We start from the raw sequence: 14,983 nt of genomic DNA, 5'->3' as shown, positions 1-14,983 counted from the left end.
TGCATCAGGCGATGGCTCAGGTTTCCTGGTCGAAATCCAGCACCAGCTTGTCCGTGACCGGATAGCTCTGGCACGACAGGCGGAAGCCGCGGGCGATCTCGTAGTCTTCCAACGCGAAGTTGGTGTCGTGATCGACCTCGCCGTCGATGACCTTGCAGCGGCAGGTCGAGCACACGCCGCCCTTGCACGAGTACGGCATCTCGATGCCCTGCGCGAGGCCGGCGTCGAGCACCGATTCGCGGTTCTTCGGCATCGTGAATTGACGCACGCGGCCGTCCTGGATCACGGTGACCTCGCACTCCTCGGCGCCCTTCACGGCGTGGTCGTGCGCCGGGCGCGGACCTTTCGGCAGGCTCGTCGCGAAGAGCTCCATCTTGATCGCCGCCTTCTCGATGCCATGCGCCTGCAGCGACGCCGACACCGCTTCCATCATGTCCATCGGCCCGCAGATGAAGGCCATGTCGATGCGCTTCGGGTCGATCCACTGCGCCAGCAACGCGTCGCAGCGCTCGCGGTCGATGCGGCCGTTGAAGAGGTCGATGTCCTGCTGCTCACGGGACAGCACGTGCACCAGGTTCAGTCGCTCGCCGTACTGGTCCTTCAGGTCGGCGAGTTCTTCGCGGAACATCACGCTCGACGACGAACGGTTGCCATAGACCAGCGTGAAGCGGCTGCCGGGCTCACCGGCGAGCAGCGTCTTCACCAGCGACAGGATCGGCGTGATCCCGCTGCCGGCTGCGAAGCCGACGTAGCGGCGCGCGACGTTCGCGTCGGGCGCCATGCCAAAGTGGCCGGAAGGCGGCATCACCTGCACGCTCACGCCCGGCTTCAGGAAGTCGTTCGCCCAGTTCGAGAACAGGCCGCCATGCACGCGCTTGATCGCGACGCGCAGTTCACGCTCGCCGGCCCCCGAACAGATCGAGTACGAGCGGCGCACGTCCTCGCCGCCGATCTCGGTGCGCAGCGTCAGGTGCTGGCCGGGGGTGTAGTGGAACGCATCCGCCAGCGAAGGCGGCACGTCGAAGGTGACGACGATCGCGTCGCGGGTCTCGGGACGCACGCTGGCGACCCGGATATCGTGGAACTTGCTCATGTCTCTTGCTCCTCTCGGAGTGCCTTTCTCAGTGGCACTTGAAGTAGTCGAACGGCTCGCGGCAGTCGAGGCAGCGATGAAGCGCCTTGCACGGGGTCGAACCATGGCGGCTGATCGGCTCGGTGTGCGCGGAGCCGCAGTGCGGACATGCGGCGGGAGCGTCCTCGGACGAACGCCGGCGCAACCCGCTGATGTCGATCACCTGGCGTCCGTCGGCGCGGCATGCCGGAGGCGCGATTCCGTATTCGCTCAACTTCCGGCGTCCCTCGCTCGTCAGCCAGTCCGTGGTCCAGGCCGGAGCGATGCGGCTTTCCAGCCGCACCCGCTCCACCCCCCGCTCGCGCAGCGCTTCCTCGATGGAGCGGCCGATCACTTCCGTCGCCGGGCATCCCGAATAGGTCGGTGTGATCACCACTTCGCACACCGCCCCGGCCGGATCGTCGTGCCAGTTCACCTCCCTCACGATCCCCAGATCGACGATGGAAATGACCGGGATTTCGGGATCGGGCACATCGGCCAGCCAGCCCCACACCCTCTCGCTGCGTTCGCGCAAGCTGCCCATCGCTGCCTCACTTACCACGTTGTCACCAGGTTGCGTTCGGATAGGCGCGCTGCAGGAACTGCATCTCGGCCAGCAGCAGGCCCAGGTGTTCGCCGTGCCGGCCCTGCTTGCCGCCCTTCTGCATCCATTCGCCGTCCGGCACCGTCAGCGTCGCTTCCGCGAACACCTCGCGCACCATCGCCAGCCACGCGTCCTTCAGCGTCGAGGGATCGCAGGCCAGGCCCTGCGCGCCGAGCAGCTCCTCCGTCTCGTCGGCCTTGAACATCTCGCCGGTGAACATCCACAGCGCGTCGACCGCGTCCTGCATGCGGCGGCGGCTCTCCGCGCTGCCATCGCCCAGGCGCACGACCAGGTCACTGCTGCGGCGCAGGTGGTAGGCCACTTCCTTGATCGCCTTCGACGCGATGTCGGCGATGCGGTCGTCGGCCGAGCGCATCAGCGCATCGAGCACCAGGTGATGCCACGCGTCGAAGAAGAACTGGCGCACCAGCGTCTGCGCGTAGTCGCCGTTCGGCTGCTCGACCAGCAGCAGGTTGGTGAACTCGTGGGCGTCGCGGCGGAAGGCCAGCGCGTCCTCGTCGCGGCCGCGCCCTTCGACCTCGCCGGCGTAGGACAGCCACATCCGCGCCTGACCGATCAGGTCGAGCGCGGTGTTGGTCAGCGCCATGTCCTCCTCGAAGGCGGGACCCTTGCCGCACCATTCGGAAAGGCGCTGCGACAGCACCAGCGCGTTGTCGCCGAGGCGCAGCAGGTAGATGTATTTGTCATCGAGCAGCATGTCGGTCTCCGTTCCTGCCGGTCACATGTGCTTCACTTCTTCCGGCACCGGGAAGAAGGTCGGGTGGCGGTAGATCTTGTTGTTCGCGGGCTCGAACAGCGCATCCTTGTCGGCCGGGCTGCTCGCGGTCACTTCGCCGGCGGGCACGACCCAGATCGACAGGCCTTCATTGCGGCGCGTGTAGACGTCGCGCGCGTTGTTGATCGCCATCTCGGCATCCGGCGCATGCAGGCTGCCGACGTGCTTGTGGGCGAGGCCGTGCTGGCTGCGGATGAACACTTCCCAAAGGGGCCATTCCTTCATTTCTCTTCTCCTCTCGATCTCGTTATCAGGCGGCCTTGGCGGTCGCGACTTGTCTTTCGGATTTCTTCTCGGCGTGGGCGAGCAGCGCGTCGCGGAACCATGCCCCGTCTTCCCAGGCCTTCACGCGGGTGCGCAGGCGGTCGCGGTTGCAGGGGCCGTTGCCGGCGACGACCTGGCGGAACTCCTCCCAGTCGATCCCGCCGAAGTCGTAGTGGCCGGTGTCCTCGTTCCACTTCAGGTCGGGATCGGGGATCGTCAGGCCCAGGTATTCGGCCTGCGGCACGGTCTGGTCGACGAACTTCTGGCGCAGCTCGTCGTTCGACAGGATCTTGATCTTCCACTGCATCGACTGCGCGCTATGCACGGACTCGCCATCCGATGGCCCGAACATCATCAGCGCCGGCCACCACCAGCGGTTCAGCGCGTCCTGCGCCGTCGCCTTCTGTTCCGGCGTGCCCTTCGCCATCGCCATCACGAGGTCGTAGCCCTGGCGCTGGTGGAAGGATTCCTCCTTGCACACGCGCACCATCGCCCGCGAGTACGGGCCGTAGGAGCAGCGGCACAGCGGGATCTGGTTCATGATCGCCGCGCCGTCGACCAGCCAGCCGACCGTGCCGATGTCGGCCCAGTTGGTGGTCGGGTAATTGAAGATGCTGGAGTACTTCACCTTGCCCGACAGCAGGTCGGCATAGACCTGGTCGCGCGTCACGCCGAGCGTCTCGGCGGCGCTGTAGAGGTACAGGCCGTGGCCCGCCTCGTCCTGGATCTTCGCCAGCAGGATCGCCTTGCGCTTCAAGCTCGGCGCGCGCGTGACCCAGTTGCCTTCGGGCAGCTGGCCGACGATCTCCGAGTGCGCGTGCTGCGAGATCTGGCGGATCAAGGTGCGGCGGTAGCCTTCCGGCATCCAGTCCTTGGCCTCGATCTTGATCCCCGCGTCGATCTTCTCCTGGAAGGCGCGCTCCTCGGCCGACATCTCGTCGAGCCCCTGCACCCGCTTCATCCCCGTGTCCACCATCTGGGCGTACATTCCGTTCCTCCTCTCGTCGGGTTCGTGCATCCGTCGTCAGACGTGATACGTATCCTCGCGCTTGATCTGTCGCTGATGACTCATGACAGTCGCGCGTTGGATCGAATCCTAGGGGAGCCGCCCGGGTCGGAATGTCGGCGTGTTCTCGACCTCTTGTAGGAATTTTCTGATTGCGTGCAGCAGAAGGACGGTAGGCGCCAAAAGCCTTATGTGGCAAGCACGTTACGGCAATCCGCAAGTGCTTGTGATACAAACTCATCCGCACACGAACGTGTATTTTGGATCAGTTTTGGCGCATTCCTGGCCGAGATTCGGAACGGCGAACGCCGCCCGTTGGAGTCGGTCGCAGTCCGATTCGCGGAGCGCGCGTACCGGGGCGCAGTCAGTCCAGCAGGCCGTTGCGCATCGCGTACTGCACGAGCTCGGCGTTGCTCGCGAGCCCGAGCTTCTCGAGGATGCGGACGCGGTACGTGCTCACGGTCTTCACCGACAGGCACATCTGCACGCCCACGTCGGTGAGCGACATGCCGCGCACGATCTTCATCATCACCTGCATCTCGCGCGCGGTGAGCTTCTCGTGCGGCGCGCCTTCGCGCGCGCGATCCATCTGCATCAGCAGATTCGCGGCACTGCGCGGCGAGACGTAGCGCCCTCCCCCGACCACGTGCCGGATCGCGGTCAACAACTCCTGCGGCTCGACGTCCTTCGACAGGTAGGCATTCGCACGCGCCCGCAGCGCGAGCACCGCGTACTGCTCCTCCGGATACATCGACAGCATGATGACCGGCAGCTCGGGCCGCTCGGCGCGGATCGATTCGAGCGTGTCGAGGCCGCTGCGGCCCGCCATGTTGATATCCATCAGCACGACATCGAACTTGCCGCTGCGTATCTTCGCAAGCGCGCCGGCCCCGTCGCTCGCCTCGTCCGCGACGTGGATGTCCGCCTCGTCCGAGAGCATCCGCCTCAGGCCCGAGCGGAAGATCGTATGATCATCAACGATCAGCAGTTCGATCATTGCCACGTCGCCCCATATGACCCGGTACCGCCAGAAGCACGACTGTTCCACCCCCGGCGCGCGCATGTACATACAGCGAACCGCCGACATTGCGCGCGCGTTCGGCCATGCTCAACATCCCGATCGAGCCCTCCCGCATCGAAGGCCGGTCGATCCCCTTCCCGTCGTCGCGGACCTGCAGCTCGAAGCGGCCATCCCTGCAGTTCACCTGCACTTCCACCGTTTCCGCCTGCGCGTGCCGTCCGATATTCGTCAATGCCTCCTGGAACACCCGGAAGCACTGCGTCGCGGTTTCCGCCGAAAGTTCGGGTTCCCTTCCCACCACCGAGAATCCGACGACGACCTCGTTGCGCCGCCCGAATGCCTGCAGCTCGCTCCGGATCGCCGCCACCAGGCCGAGCGTGTCGAGCATCCGCGGCCGCAGCTCGTCGGAAATCTGCCGCGCCGTGTCGATGGTGTCCTGGATCAGCGGCAGGAGTTCGTCAGCGATCTCATGGATCTCCGCCAAGGCGGGGTCGGTCGATCGGCGCTGGATGCGGAAGACATCGAGCTTGATCGAACTGAGCATGCCGCCCAGTACATCATGCACCTCGCGCGCCAGTTGCCCGCGCAGCTCTTCCCGCGAGCTGTTGATATAGGACGCGAGTTCCCGCAACCGTCGGCGCGACCGATGCAGGTCCATGTCCCGCCGCACGCGCTCGCTGACGTCGATCACCACGCCCGCCAGGGCCGGCTGGCCATGATAGTCGACCCGCGAACCATGCACCTCGATATGCACGACATGCCCGTCCCGATGCCGGCATCGGGTGAAATAGCGGATTGACGGCACGCCCTCGTACACGCGGAGCCGGTAGTACTCCATCGCCTCGCCGACAAAGTCCGGCAGAACGAGCTCCCGGATCGAGGTGCCGACGAATTCTTCGCGCGTATAGCCGAACATTGCCGCGAAGGTCGAGTTCACGTACTGGAAGCGTTCGTCGAACACCAGGTACACGCCCGCCAGCGACTGCTCGATGATTCCCTGAAAGGGGATGTCGCGGAACTCGATTTCGGGGCGTTCAGGGGACGGAGGAGAAGCGTCCATGGAAGGTGCAGGCTGGTCCATGGCCTATCCAAACATTTCCTGCCGCGGGACGTCAATGGATCCGTGCGCCAGACCATGAGTATCGCGTGGTCCGCCTTCGCCCCCGGGCAGGCACTCGGCGGGGTTGGTTACGAACGCCTTCGGTGCAGGCTCAACCTGAGCGGCTCTCCGCCTGGTTTGGGCGCCACGACTCAGGAGGGGGCACGGCGTTCAGCCTGCTCGACGACCTTCTTGCCGCACACCGTCTTCTGCATCTTGCCCAACACGCGCAAGGTCACATCGCTGCGTGGATAAACCCGGCAGGCGAGCACGCGCCCTTCCGCCTGCTCCGCGGCGCTGACGTGATCGCGGCTCATCGCGCGCGCTTCGAAAGCACCCGCGGTGATCTCGACCTTGCACACGCCGCAGCCCCCGCCGCAGCAGCCGGCGGGAATCCCCCGCCGGCCGAGGCGGACCATGCCGGCGAGGAGCGACTCGTCGGGCGCGCAGTCATAGCGCTCCGACGTGTCTTCGATGGTGATGGCGAACTTCACGACGCGTCCGCCTTCCGCCTCAGGCTGCCACGTCCTGCAGCAGCCCGCGTTCCTTCGCCATCGTCATCGCGGTGTCCTGAATCATGTCTTCCTGGCCGCCGATCATCTTCTTGCGGCCCAGCTCGACCAGGATGTCGCGCGCCGGCACGCCGAAGCGCTCGGCCGCCCGTTTCGAGTGCAGAAGGAAGGTCGAATAGACGCCCGCGAAACCGAGGGTCAGCGATTCGCGATCGACGCGGACGATGTGGTCCATCATCGGCACGATGACGTCCTCGGCGACGTCCATGATCTTGAAGAGATCCACGCCGGTCTCGATGCCCATGCGCTCGCACACCGCGGCGAAGACTTCGAGCGGCGTGTTGCCCGCGCCCGCGCCCAGGCCCGCGACCGATCCGTCGATGCGACTCGCGCCCGCCTCGATCGCGGCGATCGAATTGGCGATGCCCATCCCGAGGTTGTGGTGGCCGTGGAAGCCGATTTCCGTCTCCGGCTTCAGCACCTCGCGCAGCGCGGCGAAGCGCGCCTTGACGTCCTCGGGCAGCATGTAGCCCGCGGAGTCGGTGACGTAGATCGTCTGCGCGCCGTAGGACTCCATCAGCTTGCCCTGCTGCGCGATGCCGGCCGCGTCGTTGAGGTGCGACATCATCAGGAAGCCGGTGGTGTCCATGCCGAGCTTGCGTGCGTAAGCGATGTGCTGCGGCGAGGTATCCGCTTCGGTGCAATGGGTCGCCACATGCACGCTACGCGCGCCCGCGTCGTAGGCGGCCTGCAGTTCCTTCATCGTGCCGAGGCCGGGAATCAGCAGCACCGACACCTTGGCCTGCTTCATGCGCGATGCAACGGCCGAGATGTATTCCTCGTTCGGCGCCATCGCGAAGCCGTGCTGCAGCGAGTTGCCGCCGAGGCCCGCGCCGTGCGTGACTTGAATATAGGGGATGCCGGCATCGTCGAGCGCGGTGGCGACTTTCACCATCTGCTCGACGCTGATCTGCTCGCGCTTCGCGTGCATGCCGTCGCGCAGGCACATGTCATGCAGGATGACCTTGCGGCCCTTGAGGCTGGAAGAAGTCTGGCTCATCACACGGTCTCCGCGGCTTTCAACTGGATCTTTCCGGCGAGGATCTCCTCGGCGAACATCTCGGCGGTGCGCGTCGCGGCCGCGGTCATGATGTCGAGGTTGCCGGCGTACTTGGGCAGGTAGTCGCCGAGTCCGGCGACTTCGAGGAAGACGGACACCTTGTTGCCGTCGAAGATCGGGCCATTGACGAGCTTGTAGCCCGGCACGTACTTCTGCACTTCGCCGATCATCTGCAGGATCGACTCGGTGATGCGCGCATGGTCAGGCTCGTCGTCGGTCAGGCAGTAGATCGTGTTGCGCATGATCATCGACGGCTCGGCCGGGTTGATGATGCACAGCGCCTTGCCGCGGCGGGCGCCGCCGACCTTGCAGATTGCGTTCGAGGTCGTGTAGGTGAACTCGTCGAGGTTGGCGCGGGTGCCGGGGCCGACCGACTTCGACGCGAGACTCGCGACGATCTCGGCGTATTCGACGCTCTGGATGCGCGACACGGCATTCACGACCGGGATCGTCGCCTGGCCGGCGCACGAGATCATGTTCACGTTCATCGCGAGCTTGTCGGCGTGCTCGCGAAGGTTCACCGGCGGCACGCACAGCGGCCCGATCGCCGCCGGCGTGAGGTCGATCATCATCACGCCGAGCTCGTTGAGCTTGCGGCTGTTCTCGGCATGCACGTAGGCGCTGGTCGCGTCGAAGGCGATCTGGATGCCGTCCGCCTCGACGTGCGGCAGCAGGCCATCGACGCCTTCCGCGGTGGTCTTGAGCCCCATTTCACGGGCCCGCGCGAGACCTTCGGACTCCGGGTCGATGCCGACCATCCACACCGGTTCCAGCACCGGGCTGCGCTTGATCTTGTAGATCAGGTCCGTGCCGATGTTGCCGGACCCGATCAGGGCGCACTTGATCTTCTTCATTGGCCTTGCTCCACGATTGCGGCGACGCGCTGCCGTTCGGCACGCTCCGCCAGGGTTTCGCCGGCAACGTAGAACTCCTCGTTGCCGTGTTCGGTGATCAGGACGCGCACGGCCTCGGACTTCACGCCGAGCGCCTGGATGACGGCTTCGGTGACGGCGTTCGCGACCTTGCGCTTCTGCTCGGCCGTGCGTCCCTCCGCGAGATGCATTTCGATGATGGGCATGGTTTTCTCTGTATTTATGGGGGTCGGGGGTCAGACGAAGCGCATCGACACGCTGCCGAGTTCCTGGAAGCGCGCGACGATGCTGTCGCCCGGCTTCACGGAGATGGCTTCGGTGATGCCGCCGCTCATGACGAAGCTGCCGGCAGGCAAGCCTTCGTCCATGTCGGCGAGGATGTTCACCAGCATCGCGATCGCCTCGGCCGGATGACCGAGCACGGCCGCCGAGGCGCCCATCGTCACGATCTCGCCGTTCTTTTCCATCACAACGCCGAGCGTGCGCAGGTCGAGGTCCTCGACGTAGCGGGCGCGGCCGCCGCCGACGAAGCGCGCGGACGAACCGTTGTCGGCGATCACGCTGGCGAGGTCGAACTTGAAGCCGGAGTAGCGCGAATCGATGATCTCGACCGCGGGCAGCACGTAGTCGGTCGCGTCCAGCACGTCCTCGCGGGTGCAGCCCGGTCCCTGCAGGTCCTTCTTCATCACGAAGGCGACTTCGCACTCGACGCGCGGATGCACGAGGTCGGCCGTCGCGATCGCGCTGCTCTCGGGCCGCGCCATGCGGTCGGTGAGGAAGCCGATCGAGGGGACATCGACACCCATCTGCTGCATTTTCGCCTTCGACGTGAGGCCCGCCTTCCAGCCGACCAGCCGATGGCCCTGCGCGAGGTAGCGCCGGCGCAGTTCGCTCTGCACGGCGTAGCCGTCAGCAATCGTCATCGCCGGGTATTCGTCGGTCAGCTTCGGGATCGCGTACGCGCCGCGCTGGGCGCCTTCGACCCGCTCGCACAGGCGCACGACGTCCTCGCGCGACAGCGTCAGTTCATTGTTCCGGCTCATACCGCGCTCCTTCCGGCAAATTTCACGCGGCAGCTACCCAGGCCGCCGACGGTACACACGAGTTCGTCGCCATCGACGACGGTCACCAGCGGGGACTGCGATCCCGACAGGATCACTTCGCCGGCCTTGAACGGGATGCCGAGCTCGCCCAGCGTGTTCGCGAGCCACGCGACCGCGTTTGCGGGCGAGCCCTGCACCGCCGCGCCGACGCCGGTCGAATGCAGCTCGCCGTTCTTCTCCAGCACCATGCCGGCAAGCGTGATGTCGAGCTTCCTCGGGTCGCCCTTGGTCTTGCCGAGCACATACACGCCGCAGGACGCGTTGTCGGCGACCGTGTCCTGGATGCGGATCTTCCAGTCGGTGATGCGCGAATCGACGATCTCGAAGCAGGGCACGACGTAGTCGGTCGCGCGGATCACGTCCATCGCCGTCACGCCCGGGCCCTGCAGGTCGTGCTTGAGCACGAAGGCGAGTTCGGCTTCGGCCTTGGGCTGGATCAGCGAGCCGAGGTCGATGACGTCGCCTTCCTGGTACACCATGCCGGACGTGAGCTGACCAAAATCCGGCTGGAACACGCCGAGGAAGTCCTGCACCGGCTTGCTCGTCACGCCGATCTTCTTGCCGACAATCTTTTCGCCCGCCTGAACACGGCGCTCGATGTAGCGCAGCTGGATGCGGTAGGCGTCGTCGAGCGTGATGTCCGGCTCGCGCTCCAGCAGCGGCTGCAGCGTGCGACGCTCGCGCCAGGCGTCGAAGAGCTCGTCGCCGTATTGCCTGATCTTTTCTTCGTTCATGTTTGCCTCAGAGCTTCACGCAAACGTTGCGCGTTTCCGTATAGAACTCGAGCGAATGGACGCCCCCTTCGCGGCCGATGCCGGACTGCTTGGATCCGCCGAACGCGGTACGGAGATCGCGCAGGAACCAGCTATTCACCCAGGTGATGCCGACTTCGACGCGTGCCGCGACGCGATGCGCACGCGCGAGGTTCGTCGTCCAGATCGTCGTCGAGAGGCCGTATTCGGTGTCGTTCGCCAGCGCGACGACTTCGTTCTCGCTGTCGAACGGGCGGATGTGGCAGCAGGGCCCGAAGATCTCCTCGCGCACGACCGCCGCGTCGTCGGGCAGCCCGGTCCAGATCGTCGGCTCGACCCACGCGCCTTCGGCGAGCGCGCCCGGCATCTGCGGCACGCCTCCGCCGGTCACGACGGTGGCGCCCTCCTCGACCGCCTTGCGGTAGTACGACAGCACCTTCTGGCGGTGCTCCTGGCTGATCAGCGGGCCGTAATTCGCATCGTGGTCGTCGGGACGTCCGAACTTCACGCCTTCCGCCTTCTCCTTCAGCGCCTGCACGAAGCGCTCGAAGATCGGGCGCTCGACATACACGCGCTCGGTGCCGAGACAGACCTGGCCGGAGTTGAGGAAGGCCGAGCGGAAGATGCCGTCGACCGCCGCATCGAAATCCGCATCCGCGAACACGATGCCGGCGTTCTTGCCGCCGAGCTCGAAGGACACGTCACGCATGCCTTCGGACGCCGCCTTCATGATCGCCGCGCCGGTGCGCGTCTCGCCGGTGAAGGTGATCGCGTCGACGCCGCGGTTCTGCGTCAGGAACTCACCCGCCGAGTCGGGCCCGAAGCCATGCACGACGTTGTAGACACCCTTGGGCACGCCCACCGCATTCATCACTTCGCCGAGCAGCGTCGCCGTGTGCGGCGACTCCTCCGACGGCTTCACGACGACCGTGTTGCCGCAGGCCAGCGCCGGACCCACCTTCCAGGTCATCAGCATGAAAGGCGCGTTCCACGGGCAGATCACGCCGATCACGCCCTTGGGCACGCGGATGCCGTAGTTCAGCGCGCCGCGGCCGTCCGGCGTCGCCATCTGGAAGGACTCGTTCGGCACGTTCTTGACCACGTCGGCGAACACCTTGAAGTTGGCCGCGCCGCGCGGGATGAACGCGCTGGTCATGACGTGACGCGGCTGGCCGGTGTCGGCCATCTCCGCCTCGACGAAATCCTCGAAGCGGCGCGTGATCTCGTTGGCCACGCCGTACAGCAGCTCGACGCGCTGCTCGGTCGTCAGGCCGCCCCACTCGCCGTGCAATGCGGCGCGCGCGGCGCTCACCGCGGCGTCGACTTCGGCCCGGCCGGCTTCGGCGATCGACGCGATCACGCGGTTGTCGAGCGGCGAACGCTTGTCGAAGCGCTTGCCACTCGCGGCGGCCAGGAACTCGCCGCCGATGAAATTCTGAATCTGACGCATGGTCACCCTCGCTCCTTGTCGCTGTTATCCGTTCGCGTCGTGCTCGCTGCATTCCGCGCTTGAGGACCAGTCTATGAACGGCCAGATATACCGTCCAATACCTTTATTTCTGACGTTCAATACCTTTTCGGTATCTATTTACCCAACCACCCGCCTACTCTGAACGCGTAAAAAAGCCCGCCGCCGATCGCTCGGGGCGGGCACAAACACCGAGCCGCGAGGAGAGGAATTGCGGCTCAGATAGCCTTGAACAAGGGGCTGCGCACCTGCTGCGCATCCGCCGCCGAGATGAACTTCTCGGTGTAGATGTCGCGCTCGAACAGCCGCCCCTGCATCAACGTCGTGATGCACGCGTCGATCATCAGCGGCGGGCCGCACAGATAGGCCTTGTGTCCGCGGAAGTCGTTGTCGAAGTGGTGCTTCGCCGCCTCATGCACGAAGCCACGGAAGCCCTGCCAGCCGCTGCCTTCCGGTTCGTGCGACAGCGCCGGCACGTAGCGGAAGTTCGGATGCTGCTCGGCGAGCGCGAGGAATTCGTCGTGGTAATACAGCTCCTCGCGCGTGCGCTGGCCGTACACCAGCGTGATCGGCCGCTCGAAGCCTTCTTCGAGCAGATCCAGGATCATCGAGCGCGGGCTCGACAGCCCGGAGCCGCCCGCCATGAAGACCACCGGCACGTCGGCCGACTTCTTCACGAAGAAGCGCCCGTAAGGCCCGGAGATCTTCGTGCGCTCGCCCACGCGCATCGTTTCATGCACGTAGCGCGTGCCCTGCCCGCCCGGAACGATGCGGATGTTGAGCTCGATCTCGCCCGACCCGGACGGCGCACTGGCGACCGAGAACGCGCGGCTGCCGATGCCGTCGGGCAGCTCCAGGTTGATGTACTGCCCCGCCTGGAAGCGCATCCCCTCCGCGTCGTCGAGCTTGATCCACACGCCCTTGATCGTCGACGTCAGCGTCTCGATGCGGCTCACGGTGCCTGTGAAATCACGGACCGGCAGGTTTTCGGCGTCCGGGTCCTCCTCGATCTCGGCCTCGATCACGATGTCGCCTTGCGCCGTCGCGCAACAGGCGAGCGTCTTCTGCTCGTTGCGCTCGAAGTCCATCAGCGCGAAGCTCGACGCCTCGCCGTGATCGACCTCACCGTCGACGACCTGCACCTTGCAGGTCGCGCACAGCCCGTGACAGCACGCATGCGGCAGGTACACGCCGGCCCGCAGCGCCGCATCGAGGATGGTCTGCCCTTCCTCGATGGGGATCGTCTGGCCGAGCGGCTCGATGGTCAGCTCGTAGCTCATTGCCCTGTCCTCAGGCGGCGACGGCGAGAGTCGTCAGGTTCGGCGTGCGGAAGCGGATCTGGTCCTTGTGGCCGATGCCGTTGTCCGCGAGGCTGCGCTCGAAGTCCGGCGTCCAGGGCTGGTTGGACTTCAGCCACTCGACCTGCGTCCAGTCGATCGCGGCGCCGTCCGGGTCCGGCTGCACGAGCGCCGTCAGCGGCCCTTCGACCAGCTCGCGGAAGCTCATCTGCGGCGCCGCGTACAGCAGGAAGGGCGCCGCGAACAGCAGGTGGTGATCCCAGCTCGCATACACCAGCTGCTTGCCGTTGAAGTTCTCTACGCGGTCGCGTGCGACGCCGACGTATTCCTTGGTTGCTGCTACGGTCATGATTGTCTCCTTGAGATCGGGCTGCGGCGCGCATGCAGCACGCCGCGCATCCTCTTTTGTATGGGGGTTCAGCTGTTCGACGTCGCCAGGCCGCGCCACTGCTCGAAATTACGCTGGTCGACCGAACCCACGTAGTCGCCGTTGTCCTGTCCGTCGCGCAGGCTCACCCAGTCCATCCAATTGCCGATGTCGCCTTCGAGTTCCGCGAACAGCGCCGGCATCGGCAGCCAGGCCTGGATGTACTTCTCGGGCTCGTTCTCGAACACGTGCTGGCAGCCGTCCGAGCAGAAGTGATACTTCTCGCCCTTGTAGCTCGTCTCGCGGTGGCACGACATCGTCGGGTCGTCCGGCTCGGTGAACACCACCGGCAGCTGGCAGGTCTGGCACAGCTTGGCAAGGCCGACGTTCTTGAACTGTTTTCCCTCGGCCGCGAGCTTGCGGATGTGTTTCCAGCGCGGGCGGTAGTACTTGTCGAAGGTCGTCGGATACTTCGCCGACAGCCAGGCCATATCCTCGTCGGACGGGATCCACGAGTGGAAGGACGTGCCGAAGCTCCACTGGTACAGACCCAGCATCAGCTGGTGCGACATGTGGTCGATGGCCTTCTCGGCGTCGTCCCAGCCCTTGGGCGGACGGATGCCGTAGCGCGCCAGATCCTTGAACAGCGCCCCGCCGTTCTCGACGCCGTAGATCTCCCACGCCTCGCGCCACGACATCACGCGCTTGGGCAGCATGTAGTCCATCATCGTGCTGACTAGGCCCAGCACGCGGAAGCCGCGCCAGAACCACTTGTCGAGCCAGCCCTGAACGATGGGCAGGTTGTCCGGGTCCTGCTCCAGCATGAACTTGATGCACTCGAGGCCCAGCGTCATGTGGCGCGCCTCGTCGGACTGCGCCGAGAAGCCGAAGGTCACGGTCGCCATGTCGCCGTTGTAGGCCGCGCCCGACATGAAGGGGACGAACAGCAGGTTCGTCAGCACGTACTCGAACGAGAAGCCGATCGCGATCATGAACTCGAACGGGCCGGCCGACATCGCGTCGTCAAAGAACGAACGGGCGACGGTGTTGTACCACATGCGGTCGCGCGCATCGGCGAAGGCGTGGAAGCCGTTGTAATACTTGTTGTAGTTCGACAGCGCGTGGATCTGCGTCTGCGCATGGCGGATCTCGTCGATCGCCTGCATCTGGCACGCAACCTGGGTGCCGACGCCGGGGAACTCGCGGCCGACGCGCGAGAAGCCCTTGTGCGCGGCATACTCGCCCGGGCTGATCGCCTGCAGGAAGACCTTCAGCGCGGAGAGGTAGCGGCCGTCGGTGATATTCAGGTGGCCGTTGTTCTGCGCGTGCGCGTCGATGATCGCGTAGAACTTGCGCTCCTTCTCGGCCTGGTACTTCCAGTAGGCGTCCATCGTCAGGCGGAACGGGTCTTCCCACTTGTCCCAGTCGTGCACCTTGATGCCTTCGTAGGTCGCGTACGGGAAGATTTCGTCCTTCGTGCGATAGCCCGGCTCCCAGCCCAGATCGCGCGTCATCACCCGGTATTTTTCTTTCAGGCCGAGCTTCTTCTTCGTTGCTTTCATATCCATGACGGTCTCCTTGTTTGACCCA

General features: G+C 65.4%; 17 protein-coding genes. All 17 read right to left on the bottom strand.

Going from position 1 to position 14,983, the window contains the following annotated elements:
- Positions 1–16: 16 nt before the first annotated feature.
- The 17 genes from paaE to CDA09_RS10415 all read right to left on the bottom strand — a co-directional run bounded on the left by paaE (position 17) and on the right by CDA09_RS10415 (position 14,961).
- Entirely contained in the window at positions 17–1,093 is a 1,077-nt protein-coding gene (gene paaE, locus CDA09_RS10495) for a 1,2-phenylacetyl-CoA epoxidase subunit PaaE (protein ID WP_121428574.1), read from the bottom strand.
- A gap of 28 nt (positions 1,094–1,121) precedes the next feature.
- Positions 1,122–1,655, bottom strand: a complete 534-nt coding sequence (gene paaD, locus CDA09_RS10490; protein ID WP_121428573.1) for a 1,2-phenylacetyl-CoA epoxidase subunit PaaD — start codon at positions 1,653–1,655, stop codon at positions 1,122–1,124.
- Positions 1,656–1,677: 22 nt separating this feature from the next.
- Positions 1,678–2,433 (bottom strand): 1,2-phenylacetyl-CoA epoxidase subunit PaaC, encoded by a 756-nt coding sequence (gene paaC / locus CDA09_RS10485; RefSeq protein WP_121428572.1) that lies wholly within the window; start codon positions 2,431–2,433, stop codon positions 1,678–1,680.
- Between the two features lie 21 nt (positions 2,434–2,454).
- Positions 2,455–2,736 (bottom strand): 1,2-phenylacetyl-CoA epoxidase subunit PaaB, encoded by a 282-nt coding sequence (paaB, locus tag CDA09_RS10480; RefSeq protein ID WP_121428571.1) that lies wholly within the window; start codon positions 2,734–2,736, stop codon positions 2,455–2,457.
- 25 nt (positions 2,737–2,761) lie between these two features.
- Positions 2,762–3,763 carry a 1,2-phenylacetyl-CoA epoxidase subunit PaaA gene (gene paaA / locus CDA09_RS10475; RefSeq protein ID WP_121428570.1) on the bottom strand — a complete coding sequence of 334 codons (1,002 nt, stop codon included), beginning with the start codon at positions 3,761–3,763 and terminating at the stop codon, positions 2,762–2,764.
- Positions 3,764–4,145: 382 nt separating this feature from the next.
- The gene (locus CDA09_RS10470) at positions 4,146–4,778 is read right to left on the bottom strand and encodes a response regulator (protein ID WP_121428569.1); all 633 of its coding nucleotides are present in this window, start codon (positions 4,776–4,778) and stop codon (positions 4,146–4,148) included.
- On the bottom strand, positions 4,756–5,883 hold the full coding sequence (locus CDA09_RS10465) for a PAS domain-containing sensor histidine kinase (protein WP_121428568.1): 1,128 nt from the start codon (positions 5,881–5,883) through the stop codon (positions 4,756–4,758). Before CDA09_RS10465 ends, CDA09_RS10470 begins: the two co-directional genes overlap by 23 nt.
- A 170-nt stretch (positions 5,884–6,053) precedes the next feature.
- Positions 6,054–6,395, bottom strand: coding sequence for a 2Fe-2S iron-sulfur cluster-binding protein (locus CDA09_RS10460; protein ID WP_121428567.1), 342 nt, complete (start codon positions 6,393–6,395; stop codon positions 6,054–6,056).
- 19 nt (positions 6,396–6,414) lie between these two features.
- Positions 6,415–7,473 (bottom strand): 4-hydroxy-2-oxovalerate aldolase, encoded by a 1,059-nt coding sequence (gene dmpG / locus CDA09_RS10455; RefSeq protein ID WP_121428566.1) that lies wholly within the window; start codon positions 7,471–7,473, stop codon positions 6,415–6,417.
- A complete protein-coding gene (locus CDA09_RS10450) occupies positions 7,473–8,387 on the bottom strand; it encodes an acetaldehyde dehydrogenase (acetylating) (RefSeq protein WP_121428565.1) in 915 nt (304 codons plus the stop codon). Before CDA09_RS10450 ends, dmpG begins: the two co-directional genes overlap by 1 nt.
- Positions 8,384–8,611: a tautomerase family protein gene (locus tag CDA09_RS10445; RefSeq protein WP_121428564.1), complete on the bottom strand. Its 228-nt coding sequence runs from the start codon at positions 8,609–8,611 to the stop codon at positions 8,384–8,386. The genes CDA09_RS10450 and CDA09_RS10445 overlap by 4 nt, the downstream gene beginning before the upstream one ends.
- A 30-nt stretch (positions 8,612–8,641) precedes the next feature.
- Complete coding sequence (gene dmpH, locus CDA09_RS10440) at positions 8,642–9,448, bottom strand: 2-oxo-3-hexenedioate decarboxylase (RefSeq protein WP_121428563.1); 807 nt, start codon at positions 9,446–9,448, stop codon at positions 8,642–8,644.
- On the bottom strand, positions 9,445–10,242 hold the full coding sequence (dmpE, locus tag CDA09_RS10435; protein ID WP_121428562.1) for a 2-oxopent-4-enoate hydratase: 798 nt from the start codon (positions 10,240–10,242) through the stop codon (positions 9,445–9,447). Before dmpE ends, dmpH begins: the two co-directional genes overlap by 4 nt.
- Positions 10,243–10,249: 7 nt before the next feature.
- Complete coding sequence (locus CDA09_RS10430) at positions 10,250–11,710, bottom strand: 2-hydroxymuconic semialdehyde dehydrogenase (protein WP_121428561.1); 1,461 nt, start codon at positions 11,708–11,710, stop codon at positions 10,250–10,252.
- A 236-nt stretch (positions 11,711–11,946) separates the two neighbouring features.
- On the bottom strand, positions 11,947–13,008 hold the full coding sequence (locus CDA09_RS10425; protein ID WP_121428560.1) for an NADH:ubiquinone reductase (Na(+)-transporting) subunit F: 1,062 nt from the start codon (positions 13,006–13,008) through the stop codon (positions 11,947–11,949).
- 10 nt (positions 13,009–13,018) lie between these two features.
- Positions 13,019–13,375, bottom strand: a complete 357-nt coding sequence (locus CDA09_RS10420) for a phenol hydroxylase subunit P4 (RefSeq protein WP_121428559.1) — start codon at positions 13,373–13,375, stop codon at positions 13,019–13,021.
- Positions 13,376–13,443: 68 nt separating this feature from the next.
- A complete protein-coding gene (locus CDA09_RS10415; RefSeq protein ID WP_121428558.1) occupies positions 13,444–14,961 on the bottom strand; it encodes an aromatic/alkene/methane monooxygenase hydroxylase/oxygenase subunit alpha in 1,518 nt (505 codons plus the stop codon).
- Positions 14,962–14,983: the final 22 nt, after the last annotated feature.

It is taken from the genome of Azoarcus sp. DN11 (assembly GCF_003628555.1).
Classification (GTDB): domain Bacteria; phylum Pseudomonadota; class Gammaproteobacteria; order Burkholderiales; family Rhodocyclaceae; genus Aromatoleum.
The sequence above is the reverse complement of the archived record's forward strand: the minus strand, read 5'-3'. Positions and strand labels throughout refer to the sequence as shown.

Excerpts from the sequence above, each read along its gene's own strand:
- paaE (WP_121428574.1), bottom strand. The coding sequence starts at position 1,093 with ATGAGCAAGTTCCACGATATCCGGGTCGCCAGCGTGCGTCCCGAGACC.
- paaD (WP_121428573.1), bottom strand. The coding sequence starts at position 1,655 with ATGGGCAGCTTGCGCGAACGCAGCGAGAGGGTGTGGGGCTGGCTGGCC.
- paaC (WP_121428572.1), bottom strand. The coding sequence starts at position 2,433 with ATGCTGCTCGATGACAAATACATCTACCTGCTGCGCCTCGGCGACAAC.
- paaB (WP_121428571.1), bottom strand. The coding sequence starts at position 2,736 with ATGAAGGAATGGCCCCTTTGGGAAGTGTTCATCCGCAGCCAGCACGGC.
- paaA (WP_121428570.1), bottom strand. The coding sequence starts at position 3,763 with ATGTACGCCCAGATGGTGGACACGGGGATGAAGCGGGTGCAGGGGCTC.
- CDA09_RS10470 (WP_121428569.1), bottom strand. The coding sequence starts at position 4,778 with ATGATCGAACTGCTGATCGTTGATGATCATACGATCTTCCGCTCGGGC.
- CDA09_RS10465 (WP_121428568.1), bottom strand. The coding sequence starts at position 5,883 with ATGGACCAGCCTGCACCTTCCATGGACGCTTCTCCTCCGTCCCCTGAA.
- dmpG (WP_121428566.1), bottom strand. The coding sequence starts at position 7,473 with ATGAGCCAGACTTCTTCCAGCCTCAAGGGCCGCAAGGTCATCCTGCAT.
- CDA09_RS10450 (WP_121428565.1), bottom strand. The coding sequence starts at position 8,387 with ATGAAGAAGATCAAGTGCGCCCTGATCGGGTCCGGCAACATCGGCACG.
- CDA09_RS10445 (WP_121428564.1), bottom strand. The coding sequence starts at position 8,611 with ATGCCCATCATCGAAATGCATCTCGCGGAGGGACGCACGGCCGAGCAG.
- dmpH (WP_121428563.1), bottom strand. The coding sequence starts at position 9,448 with ATGAGCCGGAACAATGAACTGACGCTGTCGCGCGAGGACGTCGTGCGC.
- dmpE (WP_121428562.1), bottom strand. The coding sequence starts at position 10,242 with ATGAACGAAGAAAAGATCAGGCAATACGGCGACGAGCTCTTCGACGCC.
- CDA09_RS10430 (WP_121428561.1), bottom strand. The coding sequence starts at position 11,710 with ATGCGTCAGATTCAGAATTTCATCGGCGGCGAGTTCCTGGCCGCCGCG.
- CDA09_RS10425 (WP_121428560.1), bottom strand. The coding sequence starts at position 13,008 with ATGAGCTACGAGCTGACCATCGAGCCGCTCGGCCAGACGATCCCCATC.
- CDA09_RS10420 (WP_121428559.1), bottom strand. The coding sequence starts at position 13,375 with ATGACCGTAGCAGCAACCAAGGAATACGTCGGCGTCGCACGCGACCGC.
- CDA09_RS10415 (WP_121428558.1), bottom strand. The coding sequence starts at position 14,961 with ATGGATATGAAAGCAACGAAGAAGAAGCTCGGCCTGAAAGAAAAATAC.